The organism is Mesorhizobium sp. RCC_202 (assembly GCF_041355295.1).
Taxonomy (GTDB): domain Bacteria; phylum Pseudomonadota; class Alphaproteobacteria; order Rhizobiales; family Rhizobiaceae; genus Mesorhizobium.
In genome coordinates this window covers 83,141-104,813 of record NZ_JBFUPO010000005.1, presented here as the reverse complement: position 1 = coordinate 104,813, position 21,673 = coordinate 83,141, and the positions used below count along the sequence as shown (strand labels likewise).

General features: G+C 63.8%; 16 protein-coding genes and 1 pseudogene. 10 read left to right on the top strand and 7 right to left on the bottom strand.

What is annotated here, in order from left to right:
* The first annotated feature begins 5 nt into the window (after positions 1-5).
* The 6 genes from AB6802_RS13360 (at position 6) to AB6802_RS13335 (ending at position 6,263) form a co-directional block, all read left to right on the top strand.
* Positions 6-1,361 (top strand): LLM class flavin-dependent oxidoreductase, encoded by a 1,356-nt coding sequence (locus AB6802_RS13360; protein ID WP_371010577.1) that lies wholly within the window; start codon positions 6-8, stop codon positions 1,359-1,361.
* A 7-nt stretch (positions 1,362-1,368) separates the two neighbouring features.
* A complete protein-coding gene (locus tag AB6802_RS13355; RefSeq protein WP_371010576.1) occupies positions 1,369-1,710 on the top strand; it encodes a DUF3088 domain-containing protein in 342 nt (113 codons plus the stop codon).
* A 4-nt stretch (positions 1,711-1,714) separates the two neighbouring features.
* Complete coding sequence (locus AB6802_RS13350) at positions 1,715-2,896, top strand: acyl-CoA dehydrogenase family protein (RefSeq protein WP_371010575.1); 1,182 nt, start codon at positions 1,715-1,717, stop codon at positions 2,894-2,896.
* Positions 2,893-4,248: an LLM class flavin-dependent oxidoreductase gene (locus tag AB6802_RS13345; protein WP_371010574.1), complete on the top strand. Its 1,356-nt coding sequence runs from the start codon at positions 2,893-2,895 to the stop codon at positions 4,246-4,248. Before AB6802_RS13350 ends, AB6802_RS13345 begins: the two co-directional genes overlap by 4 nt.
* A gap of 74 nt (positions 4,249-4,322) precedes the next feature.
* The gene (locus AB6802_RS13340; RefSeq protein ID WP_371010573.1) at positions 4,323-5,399 is read left to right on the top strand and encodes an LLM class flavin-dependent oxidoreductase; all 1,077 of its coding nucleotides are present in this window, start codon (positions 4,323-4,325) and stop codon (positions 5,397-5,399) included.
* A 3-nt stretch (positions 5,400-5,402) separates the two neighbouring features.
* Entirely contained in the window at positions 5,403-6,263 is an 861-nt protein-coding gene (locus tag AB6802_RS13335; RefSeq protein ID WP_371010572.1) for an NADPH-dependent oxidoreductase, read from the top strand.
* Between the two features lie 5 nt (positions 6,264-6,268).
* Here the strand turns inward: AB6802_RS13335 and gcvA are convergent, their stop codons facing one another.
* A complete protein-coding gene (gene gcvA, locus AB6802_RS13330; RefSeq protein WP_371010571.1) occupies positions 6,269-7,276 on the bottom strand; it encodes a transcriptional regulator GcvA in 1,008 nt (335 codons plus the stop codon).
* A 347-nt stretch (positions 7,277-7,623) separates the two neighbouring features.
* Here gcvA and AB6802_RS13325 point away from each other — a divergent pair, with 347 nt between their 5' ends.
* Together AB6802_RS13325 and AB6802_RS13320 are read left to right on the top strand one after the other, a co-directional pair.
* On the top strand, positions 7,624-9,219 hold the full coding sequence (locus tag AB6802_RS13325) for an ABC transporter substrate-binding protein (RefSeq protein WP_371010570.1): 1,596 nt from the start codon (positions 7,624-7,626) through the stop codon (positions 9,217-9,219).
* A gap of 96 nt (positions 9,220-9,315) precedes the next feature.
* Positions 9,316-10,911, top strand: coding sequence for an ABC transporter substrate-binding protein (locus AB6802_RS13320; RefSeq protein ID WP_371010569.1), 1,596 nt, complete (start codon positions 9,316-9,318; stop codon positions 10,909-10,911).
* Between the two features lie 79 nt (positions 10,912-10,990).
* Here the strand turns inward: AB6802_RS13320 and AB6802_RS13315 are convergent, their stop codons facing one another.
* Positions 10,991-12,433, bottom strand: coding sequence for an FAD/NAD(P)-binding protein (locus AB6802_RS13315; RefSeq protein WP_371010568.1), 1,443 nt, complete (start codon positions 12,431-12,433; stop codon positions 10,991-10,993).
* A gap of 185 nt (positions 12,434-12,618) precedes the next feature.
* On the opposite strand from AB6802_RS13315, the gene AB6802_RS13310 reads away from it, so the two are divergent.
* Complete coding sequence (locus AB6802_RS13310) at positions 12,619-13,977, top strand: LLM class flavin-dependent oxidoreductase (protein ID WP_371010567.1); 1,359 nt, start codon at positions 12,619-12,621, stop codon at positions 13,975-13,977.
* Positions 13,974-14,957: pseudogene (locus AB6802_RS13305) on the top strand (rhodanese-like domain-containing protein); the annotation flags it as partial. The gene AB6802_RS13310 and the pseudogene AB6802_RS13305, both read left to right, overlap by 4 nt.
* Positions 14,958-15,098: 141 nt before the next feature.
* On the opposite strand, the gene AB6802_RS13300 reads toward AB6802_RS13305, so the two are convergent.
* The 5 genes from AB6802_RS13300 to AB6802_RS13280 form a co-directional block, all read right to left on the bottom strand.
* Entirely contained in the window at positions 15,099-16,361 is a 1,263-nt protein-coding gene (locus tag AB6802_RS13300) for an FAD-dependent oxidoreductase (RefSeq protein WP_371010566.1), read from the bottom strand.
* Positions 16,362-16,369: 8 nt separating this feature from the next.
* The gene (locus tag AB6802_RS13295) at positions 16,370-17,590 is read right to left on the bottom strand and encodes an acyl-CoA dehydrogenase family protein (RefSeq protein ID WP_371010565.1); all 1,221 of its coding nucleotides are present in this window, start codon (positions 17,588-17,590) and stop codon (positions 16,370-16,372) included.
* 14 nt (positions 17,591-17,604) lie between these two features.
* Complete coding sequence (locus AB6802_RS13290) at positions 17,605-18,642, bottom strand: ABC transporter substrate-binding protein (protein WP_371010564.1); 1,038 nt, start codon at positions 18,640-18,642, stop codon at positions 17,605-17,607.
* Positions 18,643-18,651: 9 nt separating this feature from the next.
* Entirely contained in the window at positions 18,652-19,836 is a 1,185-nt protein-coding gene (locus AB6802_RS13285; RefSeq protein ID WP_371010563.1) for an LLM class flavin-dependent oxidoreductase, read from the bottom strand.
* 64 nt (positions 19,837-19,900) lie between these two features.
* Complete coding sequence (locus AB6802_RS13280; RefSeq protein WP_371010562.1) at positions 19,901-21,511, bottom strand: ABC transporter substrate-binding protein; 1,611 nt, start codon at positions 21,509-21,511, stop codon at positions 19,901-19,903.
* Positions 21,512-21,673 lie beyond the last annotated feature (162 nt).

Here is a 21,673-nt window from a genome sequence, read left to right as displayed (position 1 = left end):
CGCAAATGGCCAGGCGCAAGGACAAGCTCAAGCTTGGAGCGTTTCTTCTCTTCACCGGCCACCATGTCGCGGCATGGCGCCATCCGGCGGCAGGCGAGGGGACCAGCCTCGGCGACTATGTCGACCTCGCCAGGCTGGCGGAAGCGGCCAAATTCGATGCCATCTTCTTTGCCGATGGCGTCGCGGCGCGGCTGAGCAATCTCGAAGCCGCCAGCCGCAAGGCGCATAGCGGCGTCTATCCGTTCGAGCCGATCACGCTGCTGTCGGCGCTGTCGGCCGTGACCAGGAACATCGGCTTGATCGCCACCGCTTCGACCAGCTATTCCGATCCCTACAATCTGGCCCGCCAGTTCGCATCGCTCGACCATCTAAGCGGCGGGCGAGCCGGCTGGAACCTGGTCACCTCGTCCGATCCGGACGCGGCATTCAATTTCGGCCACGACACGCATATCCAGCATGGCGACCGCTACGATCGGGCCGGAGAATTCGCCGACGTGGTGCTTGGCCTGTGGGACAGCTGGGAGGATGACGCCTTCCCGCGCGACAGAGAAAGCGGGCACTATTTCGACAAGGACAAAATGCACGTGCTGAACCATAAGGGCCAGCACTTCAAGGTGCGCGGTCCGCTGAACACGCCGCGCACGCCGCAAGGCCATCCGGTCGTCGTCCAGGCCGGCGCGTCCGGCCCCGGCAAGGAGCTGGCGGCGCGCACGGCGGAAGCGATCTTTGCCGCGCAGATCACGCTCGACGAAGCCACTGCCTTCTATGCCGACGTCAAGGGCAGGCTCGGCAAATACGGCCGCTCGGAGGATGATCTGAAAATCCTGCCTGGCATCTTCCCGGTCGTCGGCCGGACCGAAGCCGAGGCGCGGGAGAAATTCGAACAGCTGCAGGATCTCATCCAGCCGGAAGTCGGCCTCGGTCTGGTGTCGGCGCTGGCCGGCGGCTTCGACCTCAGCTCATACCCGATCGACGGGCCGGTGCCGGACCTGCCGGAGACCAATGCCGGCAAGAGCCGGCAGGCGCTGGTGATCGATCTGGCGCGGCGCGAGAATCTGACCATTCGGCAGCTCTATCTGCGTATCGCCGGCGCCCGCGGCCACTGGCAGGTGGTCGGCACGCCCGAGCAGATCGCCGACACCATGGAAGAGCGCTTTGAAAATTACGGCGCCGATGGCTTCAACATCATGGCGCCGATCATGCCCGGCGGCTTGAAGGATTTCATCGAATTGGTGGTGCCGGAACTGCGCCGCCGTGGCCTGTTCCGCGACGAGTACGAAGGCAGCACCTTGCGCGACAATCTCGGCCTGAAGCGGCCGGCAAACCGTTTTTCGCGGCATGCCGCGGCGGCTGCGGAATAGGCCGGCAATGGCGCGCGACACGCTTTTTCTCATCCAGCCGGGTTTCGCCGATCCAAAGCATCCGGGCCGGACCTTCGTCTGTCCTTTTTGCAACCAGGTCGAAGGCCTGCTCGCTGCCTTTCCGGATATCGCTGCCAGACTGGACGTCGAGCGCGTCCCGTTCGCAAGGCCGAGAAGCAAGGTGATCGACGCTCTTGGCGAACGGCACCAGTCGCTGCCGGTGCTCGTCATCGGCAGCAATCCGCCCACTGACCTGCCGACGGCCAAAGGCAAGGCCTTCTCCGACGACACCAGGCGCATTCTTGCGCTGCTTGCCGAGCGCCACGGCTTCCCGCATTTGCATGAGTGACACGATGACCTTCGATCCCGACATCTCCAATCCATGGATCGCCAAGGCGGTCGAGCTTCGCGACATCTTTGCGCGCGACGCGATCGAGCGCGACCAGCTTGGCGGCAGGCCGAGCGAACAGATTCGCCTGCTCAAGGAAAGCGGCCTGCTCACCATCGTCATCCCCAAGGAATTCGGCGGCGCCGGCGAGCCCTATTCGACGGCGCTGAAGATCGGCCGGGAGTTTGCCAAGGTCGATGGCTCGATCGGCCACATCTACGGCTACCATTTCAGCGCGCTGATCGCCGCCAGGCTCAATTCGGAAGAACCGCGTTCGGCCGATCTGCTGCGGCGCTCGGCTGCCGGCGACTGGTTCTGGGGCAATACTGGCAACAGTTTTTCGAAAACGTTGTTCGGCCGCAAGGACGGTGAGTGGACGATCGTCAACGGCTTCAAGCCCTTCGCCTCCGGCTCCCATGTCGCCGACTATCTTTCGACCTCATGGGAAGACGAGGTCAGCGGCGAGCGGAAGTTCGCGGCCATTCCCGCGGACCGTGAAGGCATCACCATTCTCGACGACTGGGACGGCATCGGCCAGACGCAGACCGGCAGCGGCAAGGTCGCCTACGAGGACGTCAGGATCCATGACAGCGAACTGGTGCGCGGCTGGGTCGACGCGTCATTGCCGATCCGTACCATCGGGCCGCTGCAGCAGCAAAGCGTGCTGCTCAATGTCTTCATCGGCACCGCCCAGGGCGCGCTGCTCGCGGCACGCGACTACACGATCAACAGTTCGCGGCCGTGGATGTATTCCGGCGTCGAGCGCCATATCGATGATCCGTGGATCAAGCGGCAGTATGGCGAACTCTGGGTGAAGACGCGGGCGGCGACGGTGCTTGCCGATCGCGCGGCGGCGGCGATCGATCATGCGATTGCCCGCGGCAAGGCGCTAACCGAGCAAGAGCGCGGCGAGGCGGCAGTTGCGGTTGCCGCGGCCAACGTGCTGGCGGGCAATGTCGCGCTGGAAGTCACGACCGAGATATTCGAGGTGATGGGCGCCCGCTCGGCCGTGCGCAAATATGGCTTCGACCGCTTCTGGCGCAATGCGCGCATTCACACCTTGCACAACCCCGCCGAATACAAGACCCGCACCGTCGGCACCTGGTATCTGACCGGCGCTTACCCAGAGCCTGGCGTCTTTCGATGAGCAGCCGGCAACTCCATCTCAACGTCAACATCCTGCATGCCGGCTTTTCGCCGGCGGCCTGGCGGATGGACTGCGTCGACCCCTATGCCGCCTTCACCGTCGATCACTATGTGCGGGTGGCGAAGATCGCCGAGCGTGCCAAGCTCGACGCTATATTCCTTGCCGACCAGGCGGCAATCTCGGATCGCATTGACTATCGGCCGATCACATCGCTGGAACCGACGATTGTGCTGGCGACGATAGCCGCCGCGACGGAGCGCATCGGCCTGATCGCCACCGCATCGACCAGCTTCAACGAGCCCTACAACATCGCCAGACGCTTCGCGACGCTCGACCATGTCAGCGGCGGGCGCATCGGCTGGAACATCGTGACCACGGCCGATCCCGCCTCGGCCCGCAATTTCGGCCTGACAGGTGCGATCGATCATGGCCGGCGCTACGAGCGGGCGGCCGAATTCACTGAAATCGTCAAGGCGTTGTGGGACAGCTGGGAGGACGATGCCTTCATAGGCGACGTCGCCGGCGGCCGCTTCGTCGATGCCGCCAAGGTTCACGCCATCGAGCACAAGGGCGCGCATTTTTCGGTGCATGGGCCGCACAATGTGCCGCGTTCGCCGCAAGGGCATCCGGTGGTCGTCCAGGCCGGCGGTTCCGATGACGGTAAGGACCTCGCGGCCCGCCACGCCGAAGCCGTCTTCTCGGCCTCGCAATCCCTTGAAGAAGCGCTTTCCTATGCACAAGAGCTGAAGACACGCGCCCAGATTTACGGCCGCACCGGTGGCGTGCCGCTCAATCTCGCCGGCCTAGCCACCATCATCGGCAGCACCGAGGCCGAAGCGGAGCGACGGCAGGAAGAGCTGTGGGATCGCATCCCGCTCGACTACAGCCTGACGCGGCTGTCCGGCGTGCTCGGCATCGATCGCGAGCGGCTGAAGCTCGACGAGAAATTGCCGGATGCCATCCCGCTGCCGGCCAATGGCGGCCACACCTTCTTCAAGGCCACGCTGGCGCTTGCCCGCAGCAATGATTTCACTGTGCGGCAATTGATCCGGGCGCTCAACGGCAGCACCGGTCACCGCACCATCGTCGGCACGCCGGAGCAGATCGCCGACGATATCGAAAAATGGTTTGTCGCCGGCGCCGCCGACGGCTTCAACCTGATGCCGGACGTTCTGCCGACCGGACTGGAAGTGTTTGTCGATACGGTGGTGCCGATCCTGCGCCGGCGCGGCCTGTTCCGCACCGAATATGAGGGGAGCACGCTGCGCGACCATCTCGGCCTTGTCAGGCCCGAAAGCCGCTATGCACCGCAGCCTCACAAGGTACCAGCGATGCTCGGGGCCACCCATTGAATGAGCATCGAAATATAACGGAGCGAAAGGTCCTGCCATTGACCTCCATGCCCGGCCAAAATACAGGCCCGACAATGAGCGCTGATACCGAATTTCTTTGGTACATCCCAAACCAGGTCGATCCCGGTCACCGCGGCGAGCCGACCGTCGAGGACCACAACAGCCTGGAGACGCTGACCAGCCACGCAAAGGCGCTTGAGGAACACGGCTGGAAGGGCGCGCTGATCGGTACCGGCTGGGGTCGGCCCGACACGTTTACCGTCGCGGCCGCGCTCGCCGCGCGGACCACCTCCTTCGAGCCGCTCATCGCGATCCGCCCGGGTTACTGGCGGCCGGCGCACTTCGCATCCGCCGTCGCCACGCTCGACCAGCTGACCGGCGGTCGCGTGCGTATCAACATAGTGTCGGGCAAGGACAACCTCGCTGCCTATGGCGACAGCGAAGGCGAGCAGAACCATCGCTATGCCCGCACCAGAGAGTTCATGCGGCTGGTTCGCAGACTTTGGACCGAAGAGAACGTGACCTTCGCCGGCGAGCACTTCCAGGTCACCGGGTCTACCGTCATGCCCCGCATCCCTGTCCGTGGGAACCGTCGCCATCCCAGGCTCTATTTCGGCGGCGCGTCGGAGGCGGCCGAGCGGGTGTCGGCCAGCGAGGCGGACGTCCAGCTGTTCTGGGGAGAGCCGCTCGACGGCGTCCGGGAGCGGATCGAGCGGCTCAAGGCCTTGAGCCGGGAACTTGACCGGGACCTCCCACCTCTACAATTCGGGTTGCGGGTCACCACGCTGGTCCGCGACACCACCGGGCAGGCCTGGGCGGACGCCGAGGCGAAGGTCGCCGAAATGGCCAAGCGCCAGGGCGCCGGCTGGAACGATCATGGTCGGGCGGTAGCGGTGGGCCAGCAGCGCCTGCTCGATCTGCATGCGCGTGGCGAGGTGCTGGACGACAATCTCTACACCGCGCCGGGCAAATATGGCGGCGGCGGCGCCGGCACCACCTGGCTGGTCGGCTCGGCCGCCGACGTGGCCAGCTCGCTCGGCAAGTACCGGGATCTGGGCATCACGCATTTCGTGCTCTCGGACACGCCGTATCTTTCCGAGATCAAGCGGCAAGGTGATCAGTTGCTTCCGCTATTGCGCAACGGGGTCTAGACGATGTCACAGCCGGCCGCCTTCAGCATCCGCCCTTCCGACGCCGACCTGCGTGGTGAAGCAGCACTAAGGCGGCGTTATCGAGCGCCGCAAAGCGCGCACACCGGCAACTGGAACGAAGCCCTCGAGGCGATCCTTTCGCATCGCTCGGTCCGCAATTATCTCGCCAAGCCTCTGCCCGAAGGGACACTCGAACTGATCGTCGCTGCCGCCCAGTCGGCGCCGACCTCGTCCAATCTCCAGGCGTGGAGCGTCATCGCGGTCGAGGATCCGGCGCGCAAGGCGCGCCTTGCCGGACTGGCGGCGGTCAATCGCCATATTGAGCAGGCGCCGCTGCTGCTGGTCTGGCTGGCCGACCTGTCACGGCTGCGCGCCATTGCCGAGGCGAATGGCCGGGCGGGCGAGGGGCTCGACTATCAGGAGAGCTTTCTGCTGGCCGTGATCGACGCAGCACTTGCCGCGCAGAACGCCGTGGTGGCCATCGATGCGCTCGGGCTCGGCTCCTGCTACATCGGCGCCATGCGCAATCATCCGCAGGATGTAGCGCGTGAGCTTGGCCTGCCGCCGGAAACCGTCGCAGTGTTCGGCCTGACCGTCGGCTATCCCGATCTTTTGGCCGCAACGGACGTCAAACCCAGACTGCCGCAGCATCTGGTGCTGCATCGCGAGCGCTACCAATCAGGCCAGCATCCGGACGATCTGGCAGCCTACAACCAGACGCTTCGCTCCTTTCAGCAGGAGCAGTCCATGCCTGTGGTCGACTGGACCGAACTGATGTCGAACCGCATCGGCAGCACCGCAGCGCTGAAAGGCCGTGATCGCCTGGGCGAGGCCCTCAAGGCGCGGGGCTTCAAGCTCAAATAGGCAGGCTATTCCGCCGCGATGATGGCGATGCGAGGCAGCGCTGCCGGCGGCGTGAAGTCGAGAGCGCCGAGCTGGCGCGCCTCAGCTTTCAGCCAGCCATGAAAGCGCTCGACGGTCTCCAGCTTCGCCTTGTGTGGCGTCGTCGCAAAATAATAGGAAAACTCGACCGGCTGCGGCGAGCCGAACGTACTGACCAGACGCCCCGTGGCAAGGTCAGGCTCGGCCAGCCGGAATTTGCCGAGACCGATGCCCTTGCCGGCCACAGCCGCGTCGAGCACCAGCGACGACTGGCTAAGCCGTATACCGCCCTCGACAAGGCGGCCGGACAGGCCGTTGGATCTCAGCCAGCCCTTCCAGTCCGGGCAGCTCGGATCGCGCTCCGGACCGTCCTCATGCAGGATCGGTGCGTCGCGCAACCCCTCCGGCCCGCGATAGAGACCGTGCGTGCGAGCAAATTCCGGGCTGCAGACGGGCAGCACCGCTTCTGAAAACAGCCGTTCCGTGACGAGACCGCTATAGGCGCCCGAGCCGTAGCGGATGACACAGTCGACGTCTTCGCTGGCAAAGTCGGCAAGCCTGGTCGATGCGTCGACCAGCACTTCGAGGCCGGGCACCGCATCGCGCAGTGCGTCGAGGCGCGGGATCAGCCATTTGCTGGCGAAGGAGGGCGCGACCGACACCTTGATCGGCGCATCCTCTTCGTCGCCGGAAATCCGCGCGACCGACTCGACAACGACGTCGAAGGCCTCGGTGAGACCGGGCATCAACACCTGACCGGCCGACGTCAGCAGAAGTTCGCCGCGGTTGCGGTGGAACAATGGCTGACCGAGATGATCCTCGAGCAGGCGGATCTGCTGGCCGATCGCGGCAGGGGTGACATGGAGCTCTTCGGCCGCCCGCGTAAAGCTCAAATGGCGAGCGGTCGCGACAAAAGCGCGAAGCGAGGTCAGCGGCGGAAGTCTCGCCAGCGTCGGCCGCAGCTTCCTCGGTTTTGCGCGAATGAGATCAACCATGAGGCGCATTCAACACGTTCGGACCGGGCGCGACGAGGGCGGGCTTTGCGCCAAAGCGCGCAGCGGAAAATTTCGTTTGCCGCAGCGCCGCGCTAGCGGGAACGGAAATCTAAAAAATCTCAATGTCTACTATTCTTGTAGAAATAAGATCGGCGCATCGATTTGGGTGCCGGCCAGCTGCATCCATCCTCGGTCAGGCTCTGGAATGAAATGGTCGTGCGAAGCGACGCTTTCGGCAGACGATAGAAAATCATTCTTCCGGTTTTGAGGCGCCGCAGGGATCATTGCGTCGAGGCGCCGGAATGCGTTCGGCCGCCGGATGCAATCCGTTTTCCGGAGCCATGACCATGTCTGTCAATCGTCGTCATTTCAACCAGCTCTTGCTGCTCGGCGGTGCGAGCTTCGCTTTGCCCGGTCTTTCATTTGCCGCCGAAGGCACGCCCGTTCAGGGCGGCACGCTCAATTGGGCATACTATCCCGACCCGACATCGCTGATCGCCATCAACACCTCGTCAGGCACCGGCCAGGCGATTGGTCCCAAGGTCAATGAGGGCTTGCTGGATTTCGACTATGATCTCAGCCCGAAACCGCTGCTGGCGACGGAATGGTCGATCAGCGATGACGGCCTGCGCTACACCTTCAAGCTGCGCCAGGGCGTCAAATGGCACGACGGCAAGGACTTCACCTCGGAAGATGTTGCCTTCACCATCTTTCGGCTGAAGGAAGCGCATCCGCGCGGCCGTATCACCTATCAGAACGTGACGGCGGTCGAGACGCCCGATCCGCACACCGCCATCATCGTGCTGGCGAAGCCGGCGCCCTATCTGATCACGGCACTGAGCAGTTCGGAATCGCCGATCGTGCCAAAGCATGTCTACGAAACGTTCAAGCCGGCGGAACAGCCCAAGCTGGAACAGACGATCGGCACCGGCCCCTTCGTTCTCAAGGAATGGGTGCCCGGCAGCCATCTGATCTTCGATCGCAATCCGAACTATTGGGATGCGCCAAGGCCCTATCTCGACCGTGTCGTGCTGCATGTCATTCTCGACCCGGCCGCACGCTCGGCGGCTCTTGAAACCGGCGAGATCGATATCGGCGCCAATCCCGTGCCGCTGGCCGATATCGAGCGGCTGAAGGCCAATCCCGCTTTGGTCGTCGACACCAACACCTACGCCTATTCCGGCCCGCAGCAGCAATTGTTCTTCAACTACGAGAACGAAATCCTGACCAAGCGCGATGTGCGCCTGGCCATCGCCCACGCGATCGACCTACAGAAACTGGTCGACATCGCGCTCTATGGCTATGCGCAGGTGTCGCCAAGCCCGATCAGCACGGCGCTGCCCAAATGGTACGATCCCAGCATCAAGGCGCGCGAGCCCGACCCCAAACTGGCGGAGAAACTGCTCGACGACGCCGGCTATCCGCGCGGCGCCGACGGCACGCGCTTCAAGCTCCGGCTCGCCTACAACGCGTTCCTGCCCGCGTCCTATGCCGATTTCATCAAGCAGTCGCTGGCAGTGGTCGGCATCGATGCCGAGATACTGAAGCTCGATCTGTCGACATTCCTGAAGACCGTCTACACCGACCGCGCCTGGGACCTGGTTGTCGAATCGCTGTCGAACACCTTCGATCCGACGCTCGGCGTCCAGCGCGCCTATTGGTCGAAGAACTTCAAGATCGGCCTCGTCTTCTCCAACGCCAGTCACTATGCGAACCCAGAGGTCGACCAGATCCTTGAAGCCGCGGCAATAGAGCCCGACGAGACCAAGCGGCGCGAGCTCTGGTACAAATTCCAGCACATCATCCATGACGACGTGGTGTCGGTCGATCTCGTCGCCGCCGGCGCACAGATCGTCGCCAACAAGAAGGTCCGGGATTTCGCGCCCGGCGCCCAAGGCATCAACAACAGCTTCGCGCAGATCTGGCTCGCGCCAAACGCATAGGCGCTCGGATCGCCCTGGCAGGGATCGGCGCGTGAAACCGTCGGTCCCGACTTTTTGCCCATGAAAGACAAATCGCGCAAACGCGGAGTACCGACCATGACCATCAACCGACGCCTGTTCAATCAATTCATGCTGCTGGCCGGCGCGAGCGCCGCACTTCCCAACGGAGCCTTCGCGGACGACGCAAAGCCGGTGGCCGGCGGCACGCTTAACTTCGTCTACTATCCCGAGCCCAACCAGATCGTTTCCATCAACACCAGCGCCGGTGGACCGGCCACCATCGGCCCGAAGATTTTTGATGGCCTGCTCGCCTACGACTACGACCTCAATCCAAGGCCGCAACTGGCCACCGAATGGTCGATCAGCGATGACGGGCTCGAATATGTCTTCAAGCTGCGTCAGGGGGTGAAATTCAGCGACGGCCATGATTTGACATCGCAGGACGTGGCCTTTTCGATCTCGCGGCTGCGCGAAGCTCATCCGCGCGGACGCATCACCTTCCAGAACGTCACCGACATCGACACGTCGGATCCGCATGTGGTGAAGATCAAACTGTCGAAACCGTCCGCCGCGCTGATCTCGGGCCTGGCCGCGACGGAATCGCCTGTCGTGCCCAAGCACATCTACGAGAAGCTGAAGCCGGCGGACGATCCGTCCTTCGAGCAGATCATCGGCAGTGGACCGTTCGTTCTCAAGGAATGGGTGAAGGGCAGCCACATCATCGTTGAAAAGAATCCGACCTATTGGGATGCGCCCAAACCCTATCTCGACCGGATCATCTTCCGCTTCATCACCGATCCTGGCGCGCGCGCCGCGGCACTCGAGACGGGTGAAGTCGACATCGGGCCGAACCCGGTGGCGTTTGCCGATCTGGAGCGGTTCAAGGCACTGCCGCAATTCGTCGTCGACAGCACGGTCTTTGCCTATAGCGGCCCGCTGCACCAGCTGATCATCAACCTGGAAAACCCGATCCTGAAGGAGAAGAAGGTCCGTCAGGCAATCGCGCACGCGATCGATCTCGATGCGATCAATGCCATTGTGTTCTACGGCTATGGCCAAGTGTCGCCGACACCGATCAGCGTCGTCAACAAGAAGTATTTCGATCCCGACGTGAAGGCCGCGACCGTCGATACGGCGCTGTCGGAAAAGCTCCTCGACGAGGCCGGCTTCAAGCGCGGAGCGGACGGTATCCGCTTCAAGCTCAGGCTCACCAACAACCCCTACAACCCATGGGGCTATGCCGACTTCCTCAAACAGGCGCTGGCCAAGATCGGCATTGACGCCGAGATCCAGAAATTCGACTTCGGCACCTATGTCAAAACCATCTACACCGACCGCACCTGGGACCTGTCGACGGAATCCTGCGGCAACATCTTTGACCCCAGCGCCGGCGCGCAGCGGCTGTACTGGTCGAAGAACATCAAGATCGGCCTGCCGTTCTCCAACGGCGCACACTATGAAAACCCGGAGGTCGACCGGCTGCTGGAGGCTGCTTCCGTGGAGCTTGATGAGGCCAAGCGCAAGCAGCTGTTCTTCAGGTTCCAGGAGATCATCGCCGACGAGTTGCCGATCATCAATCTGATCGCGCCGCCGACCATCATCATTGCCCGCAAAACCGTCAAGAACTACGCGCCCGGCGCCGAAGGTCTGTCGGCCAATTTCGCCGACGCCTATATCGATCCGAACGCCTGAATCTCGGGCGATCAAGAAGAAAAAGGGCTGTGTCTCGACGCGGCCCTTTTCGTTTCTGTTGTCTTGAGGTGCAGAACGGTCAGGCCTGAGCACGCAGCCTTGGGCTGGCCCCGACCAGAAGGCCGGCAAGGGCGATGGCTTGCGCCAGCTGTTCGCTGATGGAACTCGACTCCCAGGCGACGCCGCGCAGTGGATGGCCGATGGCGAACAGATTCCCATGCGTCCTGCCGTCACCGGAAATCACCCGGCCGTCATGCGTGGCATCTATGCCGAAGCCGGTTGCGTGCGGCCTGACGATGCCGTTCTCGAGCAGGCCCTGGACAAACGGATCGGCGATCTGCCGCCAATCATGTTCCTGATGGCCGCGGCAGTTGACGACACCGTCGAAACGCAGCCGTTCGACCGCGCCGCTATCGCGCCAGCGGATCTCGGCGACAATGCCGCCGGCTTCCGGATGCAGTGCCAGCACCCGTCCGGCTCCGCCCATCCAGCGGCCTTGCCTTCGCGCCAACGCAACGCGCTCAAAGCTCGGCGGCGCCGCTCGATGCGCGGTGACGTCCCAGAAGGCGCGCAGATGGCGTGCGAACTTCAGGCGCTCCTTGTCGGTGGCGCCTTTCCACAAGGCCAGGATCCACGGTCGGATCGTCAGCGGCAACCCTTGCCAGTCCAGCCCGGCGGCCGCGATCGCCCGACGTTCGGCCTTGACCAAAGCGAGCAGCGCCCTGGCGGTTTTCGGCAATGGCCGGTCGGCGAGGAAGTCGCGCCAAACCTCGGTGTTGCGCCGTGGCTCGACAATCTGTCCCCGCCGCGACACGACGCGATAGCTGCCCTCGAAGCCGCGTGCCTCCATGCTGGCGACGACATCGACCATGCTCAGGCTGGAGCCGATCAGCAGCAGTTCCTTGCTGCCGGCGAGCCGGTCCAGCGCCGCCGAATCCCAGGGATTTGCGACATAGCGGGGATCGCTGATGACGGGTGCTTCTGCCGCCGCTGGCTCGCTCTGAAAAACCCCTGTAGCCAGCACGGCCTCATCCGCCAGCAATTGCTGGCCGTCGCTGGTGCCGACGCAGACTCCGGACGGACCGGTCAGCATATCGACGGCGGATGCCATGATGTGGCGCAGCGAGGAACGCGGATCTGCTTCCCTGACAGCCCTGGTCAGTTCCGACTGGACATAACTGCCGAAAAGCCAACGCGGCGGGCTGGAGTCCGGGACATCCTCGGGCGGCGTCCAGCCGTGCTCCGGCCCATTCGCCTCGAGCCAGCGAACGAGGTGATCGGGGTCCTCCGGATGCAGCGAGAAGATGCGCGCCGCGCCGTTGACGAGGTGTTGCGGATCGGCGGTGCCGTAGGCAACGCCACGACCAAGCTGGGCCCGGCGTTCGATGATGGTGATCGCCAGCGGCTCGGTCGAACGGTCAAGCAATTTGATCGCGGTAAGGGCGCCGGCAAAGCCACCGCCGACAATGATGATCGAGCGCGGAGGGATGATTGACGACGGGGAGGAGGGGGTATGAAGCATCAGGGACCTTTGCGACGCCGACGGTGCGTGGCTCTAGCCCATCGCCTCGGCGGCGACCATCGTGCTTCCCCGTAACCCGATGTCAAAAAACAATAATTGCCAACTGGCGAAAGGCATTCTTTCGCTCAGCGCGTTTGGCAGGCGCTAGATAGGAAAGCCCTTTGCGACCAGCCCGAGAGCCGCTGATGACTGAAGATCGAAAGATAAGGCTTGGAGCCTTCATCCGCGGACCCGGCCATCATGTCGCCGCCTGGCGCCATCCCGATGTGCCGGCCAATCCGGGACTGAGTTTTCAGCACTATGCGGACGCCGCGCGCACCGCCGAGCGCGGTCTCTTCGACATGGTCTTCCTTGCCGACAGCCTCAGCGCGCGCAATGGCGAGCAGCCGATCGAGACTTTCGAACGCACCGGCCATGTCGTGCATTTCGAGCCGCTGACGCTGTTGTCGGCACTGTCGACCATCACGCAAAGGATCGGGCTCGTCGCGACAGCGTCAACCACCTATTGGGAACCTTTCCATCTGGCGCGGCTGTTTGCTTCGATTGACCATCTGAGCGGCGGCAGGACAGGCTGGAATGTCGTCACCTCGGCCGATGCGCCGGCGGCGGCGAATTTCAGCCGCGACCAGCACCCCGTTCATGCCGATCGCTACGACCGCGCCGAAGAGTTCGTCGCCGTGGCGCAGAAGCTGTGGGACAGCTGGGACGACGATGCCTTCGTCGCCGACAAGGCTTCGGGGATCGCCATCGACCGGCACGCCATCCATGCCCCGAACCATGTCGGCCGGCATTTCCGCGTCAAGGGGCCACTCAACGTCGCCCGCCCGCCGCAGGGCCATCCCGTCATCGTCCAGGCCGGTTCTTCCGATGCCGGCCAGCACCTGGCGGCGCGCACGGCGGAGGTGGTTTTCACGGCCCATCCGACCATCGAATCGGCGCGCGGTTTTTACAGCGAGCTGAAGGGCCGGCTGGGCTCCTTTGGCCGCTCTACCGATTCCTTGAAGATCATGCCCGGTGTCTTTCCGGTCGTCGCGCCGACACGCACGGAGGCCGAGGACAAGTTTGACGCCATCCAGCGCCTCGTCGATCCAGTGGTCGGCGTCGCGCTGGTCTCCGGACTGCTCGGTGGCGTCGATCTTTCCGGCTATCCGCTCGACGGGCCGTTGCCGGAACTCGGCAGTTCCGATTCGGTGAAGAGCCGCCTGAAAGTCGTTTCCGAATTGGCCGCGAGCCGGAACCTGACCATCCGGCAATTGTATCTCGCCGTTGCCGGCGCGCGTGGCCATTTCCAGATCGTCGGCACGCCAAAGGATGTGGCCGACATGATGGAGGAGTGGTTTGCCGGCGGGGCGGCCGACGGCTTCAACGTCATGCCACCGATCCTGCCGACGGGCCTCACCGATTTCGTCGACCTCATCATCCCGGAGCTGCAGCGGCGCGGACTGTTCCGGACCGCTTACGAAGGCAGGACGTTGCGCGAGAATCTCGGCCTTGCGCGTCCGGTCCGTGGCGCCGCCGAACACCAGGAGAGGAAAGCATCATGAGCGACAGGACGATCGATTCGAAGACGTTTCGCCAATGGCTGGCGGATGGCGAGGAATTGGCGGTGCTGGACATCCGCGACAGCGCGACTGTCGGATACGCCTCGCCGCTGTTCGCCACCAATCTGCCCGCGGCTCAAGTCGAGGCGGAGATCGACCGCTTCATCCCGCGCAAATCAGTTCGCACCGTGCTGGCCGATGACGGCAGCGGCGTTGCCGAGCGACTTGTCGAACGACTGACCGGGCGCGGACGCAGCCAGCTCTTCGCACTGGCCGGTGGAATTCCGGAATGGACGAAAGGCGGCTTGGACGGCTTGCCGACCTTCGACACGCCGGGCGTCGATTTTTCGTTGGCGATCCGCGACGAGAAGGGAACGCCGGTCATCACCGTAGACGAACTTGAAGCGCTCAAAGGCCAGGGCGCCGACGTGGTGATCCTCGATAGTCGAACGGTGGCGGAGTTCGACAAGGACCATGTGCCGGGCGCCATCAGCGTGCCGGGCGCCGAACTGGTGCTGCGCTTCGCCGACCTGGTGCCATCGTCGGAGACGCAGGTGATCGTCTCCTGCGCCGGCCTGCCGCGCGCCATTATCGGCGCGCAGACGCTGATCGACGCCGGCGTGCCCAACCGGGTTGCCTATCTGCACGACGGCACCAAGGCATGGCGCGAAGCCGGTCTTGCGCTCGAAACCGGGAGGACCGCCGCCTATGGTCCGGCCAGCGAGGAAGCGAAGCGCTTCGCCGGGGAGCACATCGCAAGACTTGCCGAAGGCGACAGTTTTCCGCACGTCGATCCGACGACGGCCGCGGCCTGGGCGAAGGACGACAAGCGGACGACCTACCTGCTTGACGTGCGCACACCGGAGGAATTCGCCGAAGCGCACATTGCCGGGTCGATCGCGTCGGAGGGCGGGCAGTTGCTCGGCGTCGCCTACCGCACCATCGCCGTGCGCGGCGCCCGCATCGTGCTGATCGACGATCTGCTTGGCGTCCGCGCGGCGACGACGGCGCACTGGCTGCAGCGGCGCGGCTTCGAGATCGCCATCCTCTGCACGACTTCCAGTCGGCCAGCCTGGTGGAAGCGGCGTAGGGCAGGAGCACTGTCAGGTGATTTCTCGGGGCCGCTATTCGGCGGCTTCCTGTTGACGGCGGCGGCCCGAGAGCACGTTCTTCTGCATCGCCGTCAGCGAAGAACGCACGGCTTTGGCGCCGTGCTCCAGCATCCTGGCCTCGTAGTGCGACAGTGCCTGGAGAAGCGGCTTGTCGCCGCGTTTGGCGGCCACGAGTTCGGACACCAGCAAGCCGGCGTCGTAGATCGCGGTGTTGCCGCCGAGCGCGCGGAAATAGGTCATGGCGTGGATGGCGTCGCCAAGCAGCGTCACCCGTTTCGTCGGCCATGGCTCGACAGGCTCGGAGCTGTGGACATGTAGCAGCGCCACTGTCGACGGATCGGTGTAGCGAATGAGGTTGAGGATCTCCGGATGCCAGTGGCCGATCTTCGACATCAGCAGGTCGAGCAGGTCGGCACCGGAGAGCTTTGCCAGCATGTCATCCGTGGCCAGCTCGTCCTTCTCGTATGCGGTGTTCCACCAGACATAGCTGGTGGTGTTGTTGAAATGGAAACCGGCAATGTCCTTGTGGGTGTCGTCGTCCAGCCCGATCAGTCCATGCTTGCGAAATGCCTCGACATTGACGCGGTGGCTGGTGACCATCAGCCCATGACCTTCTGACGGCCTGATGCTGGCATTGTAGTCGAGCAGCAGCGGCGAGATCTGGTGAAGGGCTGCCGCATGCAGCGTCATCTTGCCGGCCAGGCGCCTGACACCGGTGTCGAAGCTCCCCGCATGCGGCACCAACTGCTGGCGAACGCGCGAGCGGGCGCCGTCGGCACCGACCAGCACATCGGCATGGATCGTCGAGCCGTCTTCGAAATGCACCGTTACCGAACCGTCCGGCTGCTCCTCGTAGCGTGAAAAGACCTTGCCGTAGCGCACGATGCGGTCGAGGCCGGAGAGCAGCACCTGGCGCAGCGTGATGCGGCTCACCGACTTTTCGATATGCGTGTCGTCAACCTCGCCCTGCGCATTGCCGCCGCCCCATGCATCTTCGCCCAGGGTCTCGAAATTCTCGTCGAGCAGGATGTTGCGATCCGGCGCCTGGCCGAGCGTGGCGACAAAAGCCTCATAGAGTTCCGGCGGCAGATTGGCGATCAGCGAGTCGATGCCGCGCTGACGGATGCGCAGGCGGAAACCCTGGACATAATCGGTGCGGGCGCGATCCTTCTCGAAGACCGCGACACTGATGCCGTTCTTCTTCAGGCCCTGCGCCAGTGTCAGACCACCGGGGCCTCCCCCGATGATGGCGACGTCGACATGTTCGGATGCCATGGCGTCGCTCATCCGACCGCCGCGAACCTGGGTCTGACGGCGGTAACAGCCGGCGGCTCGGCCACTTGGCCGGCAGCGTGGCGGCTGAGCGCCGCCTTGGCGGCGATCGCGCGGATCATGTGGTTCTGCGGCGCGTGCGAGCGCGCGGTCAGCGTATCGCGGTGGTGACGCTCGAGCTGGAAGTCTCTGTTAAGGCCGGGATTGCCAGCAAGCTCCAGCGCCAGCGAGGTGACGGCGACGGCATTGTCGACGACGACATGCCTGACCGTCATGCCGTCGGTGCCGACCGGCCGGCCGGCATCGACGTCGTCGGCGAGCGAACGCAGCAGCCGCGTGCTGGTTGCAAGCCGGACCTCGATATCGCCCAGCCCCGCCTGGATGTGCGGCACGGTCGACAGCGGCGCGCCGAGGCTCGCCGGCGCATGCGTGGTGACGAAGGAGACCAGTCGGTCGCGGGCAGCGCGAGCCGCACCATGATAGACGGCGCCGATCAGTGAAAAGAAGAACGCTGTCGACCCTTCTTCGCGCCTCAGCGGTTCGGACGCCGGCTGTGCCTCGGTAATGTCTTCGGCAGGAATAGCAACATTATCCAGAATGATATCGTCGCTGGCGGTGGCCCGCATGCCGGCGGCGTTCCATGTTTTTTCGACACGCAATCCCGGTGCGTCGGTAGGCACCAGGAACGAAGCGAGGCGCGGCTGCGGCTCGTCGGTCAGCGCCAGCAAATTCACCCATTTCAGAATAGGAATGCCGGTGACGTAGTTCTTGTGGCCGGATATCCGCCAGACATTGCCGTCGCGCCGGGCAATGGTTTCCGGCGGCTTGCCATGGGCGGGTGAGCCGATACCCGGCTCGGCCTGCGCGGCATTGATCAGGGCGGGGCCGAGACGGCCGGCTTCGACAATGCGCTGAACCAGATGGCGCGGCCATTTCCCGGATTTCCGCAGCGCATACTGGCTGTTGTAATGCATGGCCAGCACCAGCGCCGTCGATGGTTCGCCGCGGCCGATCTCGGCGATCACCGCCTGGGCTTCGGTCAGTCCGCCGCCGAGGCCGCCATGCTCGCGCGCCGTAACGAGACCAAGCAGCCCGGCCTGGTGAAGTCGGTCGAAATTGGCGAAGGGAAATTCCCCGGTCGCATCGTGATGCGCGGCGGTCGGTGCGAAGTCGTCTGCAAGGCTTGCTACCGTGTCGAGGAGTTGCGGAAACTCGTGAAGCGTCGAGGTCATATGCTGGCTTCCTCTCAAGCGGCGGCGCGAATGTTCACCAGATCGAGCGGCCGGCGATCGACCCAGGCCTCGACGTCGAAATCACTGGCGAGAAAACCCCAGTCGCGCAGGAAATCCTTGTAGTGGGAAACCGCCGCGACGAGTTCGGGCTGCAGTCCGAGGCCGAGATGTTTGTGGACATCCGGACCGTTGGCGGCCAGCACCTGTTCTTCGGTGGCGCCGGATTCGCGGGCGACAAAGCGGCGCGTCTCTTCCGGATGCGCTTCGGCCCAGGCGCTGGCGCGCAGGATCGCTTCGATCAGGCGCGCGACCAGGTCGGGGCGCTCTTCGGCCAGCAAATCATCGACGGTCAAAACGCGCGGCGAACCGGAATTGATGCGGATGTTCGGGTCGGGGTGAAAGCCGAATTCGGCGACCTGGATGGCGCCGATCAGATTGGCGACATTGATGCCGGCCGTGCCTTTGACATAGATGGCGTCGACCTCGCCACGGATCAGCGCGGCGGCCTCTTCGCCATAGGCCTGCTTGCGCTTGAGGCCGAATAGCGACGGGCCTTCCTGGCTGTCGAGCACGCTGTCGGCCATGCTGATGTCGACGATCTCGACATCAGCATGGGTGAGGCCTTCAAGCGATAGAGCCGAGACCAGCCCCTTGAGCGCCGTCGCCCGCATGAAGTCGACGATGCCCTCGGGACGCCGGGCGATGCCGAAGCGGCGGCCTTTCAGGTCGTTGGTCGTTTTGATGCCGGAGCCAGGCAAAGCGATGATCGCCTGGAATTCGTCGGTCCAGGTGATGCCGACGAGACGCGTCTTGCGCCCTTCGGAGCGCGCGCGGATCGGTGGCACGTTGCCGCCATGGCGGAACGACCAGTCGAGCGTGTGATTGAAATGGCTTTGGCGGATGTCGCGGTTGGACGAGTCGATGATCGACTTCAGTTCGATACCGTCCTTGCGGAAGGTCTCGTCCAAAAGCCCAAGCTGTGCGGCGAGCCCGACAGGCGTCGGCACCGGGCAGCGTGTGTACCAGATTTCGGAGATCGCAGTGGTGGTCATGGTTGCTCCTCAGGCGTTGCGCAGGCCGGCCTGCTTCATCAGCGGCAGGATGTTATCGCCGAAGAATTCGAGATCCGGCTTGAAGTCGAAGAAGGACAGCTGCAGGCCGTCTATGCCGGCGTCCTTGAGCTTGACGAACTGGTCGACGATCTGCTCGGGTGTGCCGATGAGGTAGATGTTGCCGCCGACCTTGGCGTAGGGATCGTCGCGACCTTCGCGACCTTTCCAGGCCTGGGCGTCGCTGTTGAAGGTCTGGAACCCTTTCGGCGTGCGGCTGTCGGCGTGGGCGACGATCTGGTCGGCGACCGCCCAGGCTTCCTTCTCCGTGGGACGGCTGATGACCAGCGGATTGAGCAGCGTGCGCACGGTGCGGCCGACACCGAGGGCGGCGTCCTTCACCTTCTTGGTATGCGCCGGCAACGCCTCCAGCGCGCTGGCAATGTCGGAGCCGGCCGGGCTGGTGACGAAGACGATGTCGGAATAGCGGCCGGCAAAGGAAATGCCGGCGTCCGAGCCCGTGGCATTGACCAGGATCGGCCGGCCGTAATTCGGCTTCGGCGTGACGAAGCCGCCATTGAGCTTCCAGCTCGATTCTCCGGAGAATGAGAAATTCTCGTCGTCCTGCCACAGCCGTTGCAGCACTTCGACGAACTCGGCCGCGAGTTCGTAGCGGCGGTCGTGCTCGATGCGGTTCCAGCCGAACATTTCGTGTTCGACGGCGCGATGCCCGGTGACCACGTTGATGCCCCAGCGGCCGCCGGAGATATGGTCGAGCGTGGCGCCGAATTTTGCCAGATGCAGCGGATGCCACGGGCCGTAGAGAACGTGCATGGTCGAGATCAGCATGATCTTCTTGGTGATCGCGGCCATGGCAGCGATGGAGACAAAACTGTCCAGTGCCTGGCCGTTGAAGACACCGCCATAACCGCCCTTGGGCAGCCACTGGCTGAGCGCAAAGACAAGGTCGAAGCCAAGCTCTTCGGCCTTGAGCGTCAGGTCGCGGTTGTAGTCGAAGCGCCAGTCGGTCGAGCGGGGCAGGGTCGAGTTGGTCCAGCCGCCGGCCTGGATCGGCAGGAACAGCCCGAGCAGCACCGGCTGCAGAAGCGCTTTCGACAGCGGGCTGTCCGGATAGTCGGTCGGCGCCTTGAAGAAGGGCGTGCCGACGATGGAACCAGGCTTGTGGGCGAGCGTCATGGGGGATCTCTCGGGGAAGGAGAAAGAGAAGCCATGCGCGAAAGACCGCGCATGGCGCGGCGGATCAGGCGACGATATGGGCTGAAGCGAGGCTGCCGGCATTGCCCTCGGCGCCCACCGTGTGATCGGCGATGCGCCTGTTGTAGAGGGTGATTTCCGGCTGGCTGACGATGCCGATGTCGGGCAGGTCCTCGACAAGGATCTGCTGGATCGCGGCCCATTGCTCGAAGCGCTTTTCGCGATCGACCTCGACGGCAGCCGCTTCAAGCAGCTCATCGACCTTGGGATTGCTGTATTTCGACCCGTTGGAGAACGGCACGCCCGGCTTGAAATTCTTCGACCAGTAGAGCCGTTGCACGCCGACCGTCGGATCGAACAGATTGCTCATGCCGTTGAAGGTGAAGTCGAAATCGCGGTCGGTGTAGATGCGCTTGGTGTAGGTGGCGAAATCCTGGCTGCGCACGGTGACCTCGATCCCGACCGCGGCCAGTGCCTGCTTGATGTAGTCGGCGCCGCGCTTGTAGGTCTCGCCGCTCGGCACATAGTCGTGGACAAGCTTGAGGCGGGTGCCGTCGGCACCGCGTTGCAAGCCTGCTTCGTCGAGCAGTTTCTCGGCGGCGGCGATGTCGACCGGATAGGTCTTCAGGTCGGCGACGAACCATTTTTTCAGATTGGGGTTGATCGGACCGGGAATGGTCTCGCCATAGCCATAGTTGATCGTATCGCGGATGACGTTGCGGTCGATGACATGGGCGAAGGCGCGGCGGACCCGAACATCCTGGAAATAGGGTTTTTCCAGGTTGAACTCGACCCGGCTGACACCGTTGGAATACTGATAGCCCTGCTTCTCGAAGCCGATATGCGGCAGCGTTTCGAAGCGCTGCAAATCGCTGTAGGGGATCGGCGTTGCCGGCGCCAGATCGATCTCGCCGGTCTCCAGCGCCAGCGCGCGCGCCGAAGCGTCGGGAATGAAACGCACGATCAGCCGGTCGAGATAGGGGCGCGGCGCGTCCCAATAGTCGGGATTGCGTTCATAGACGATGTGGCTGCCGCGGACCCATTCCTTGAAGACGAACGGGCCGGTGCCGACCGGTGCGACGTTGACCGGATTTTCGGCTGCCTTGGTGCCGTCATAGAGGTGCTTAGGCACGATCGGCGTTTCGGCCGCGGCCAGCGCCGTGATCAGGTAAGGCGCCGGCTTCGACAGAACCAGCGTCACGGTCAGCGGATCCGGAGTCTGGATGTCGACAAGATTGAGGAAGGTGTTGCGACCACGCGGATGAACATCCTTGATCGTGGCGACCGAGTAGGCGACGTCGGCGGCGGTGAATGGCTGGCCGTCATGCCACTTCACGCCTTCGCGCAGCTTGAATGTGTATTGCAGGCCATCGTCGCTGACCGACCACTGCCTGGCCAGCGATGGGCGCGGCGTGAGATCGAAATCGTAGGTCAGCAGGCCCTCGGTGGTCTTTGCCGAGACGTAGACGGAATTGAACGCCGTGTGGGCGATCGTCGTCAGCACCGGCGGCTCGGCCGAGAGCAGCAGCGTCGCCGTTCCACCTTGTTTCGGCTCTGCAGCGTAGGCCCGGCGCGATGCCGGCAGCAGCGTCACTCCGAGCGCTGCTGCCGAGATGCCGAGGAACCTGCGGCGGTTCGCAACGAGGAAATGAGACATGGCGCCGTGGTCCTTTTTTGCTGCAGGCATCGATCGGCCGGTCGTCGGCCACTGGGTAAAAAATCCGTCGTTCCAAGAGCCGGCCCGTTTGTGAAAAGATTTGGCCGCTCCGCTCCCACACTTAAGATTTCATACTTCAAACGGCTATTTTTGTAGCATGAA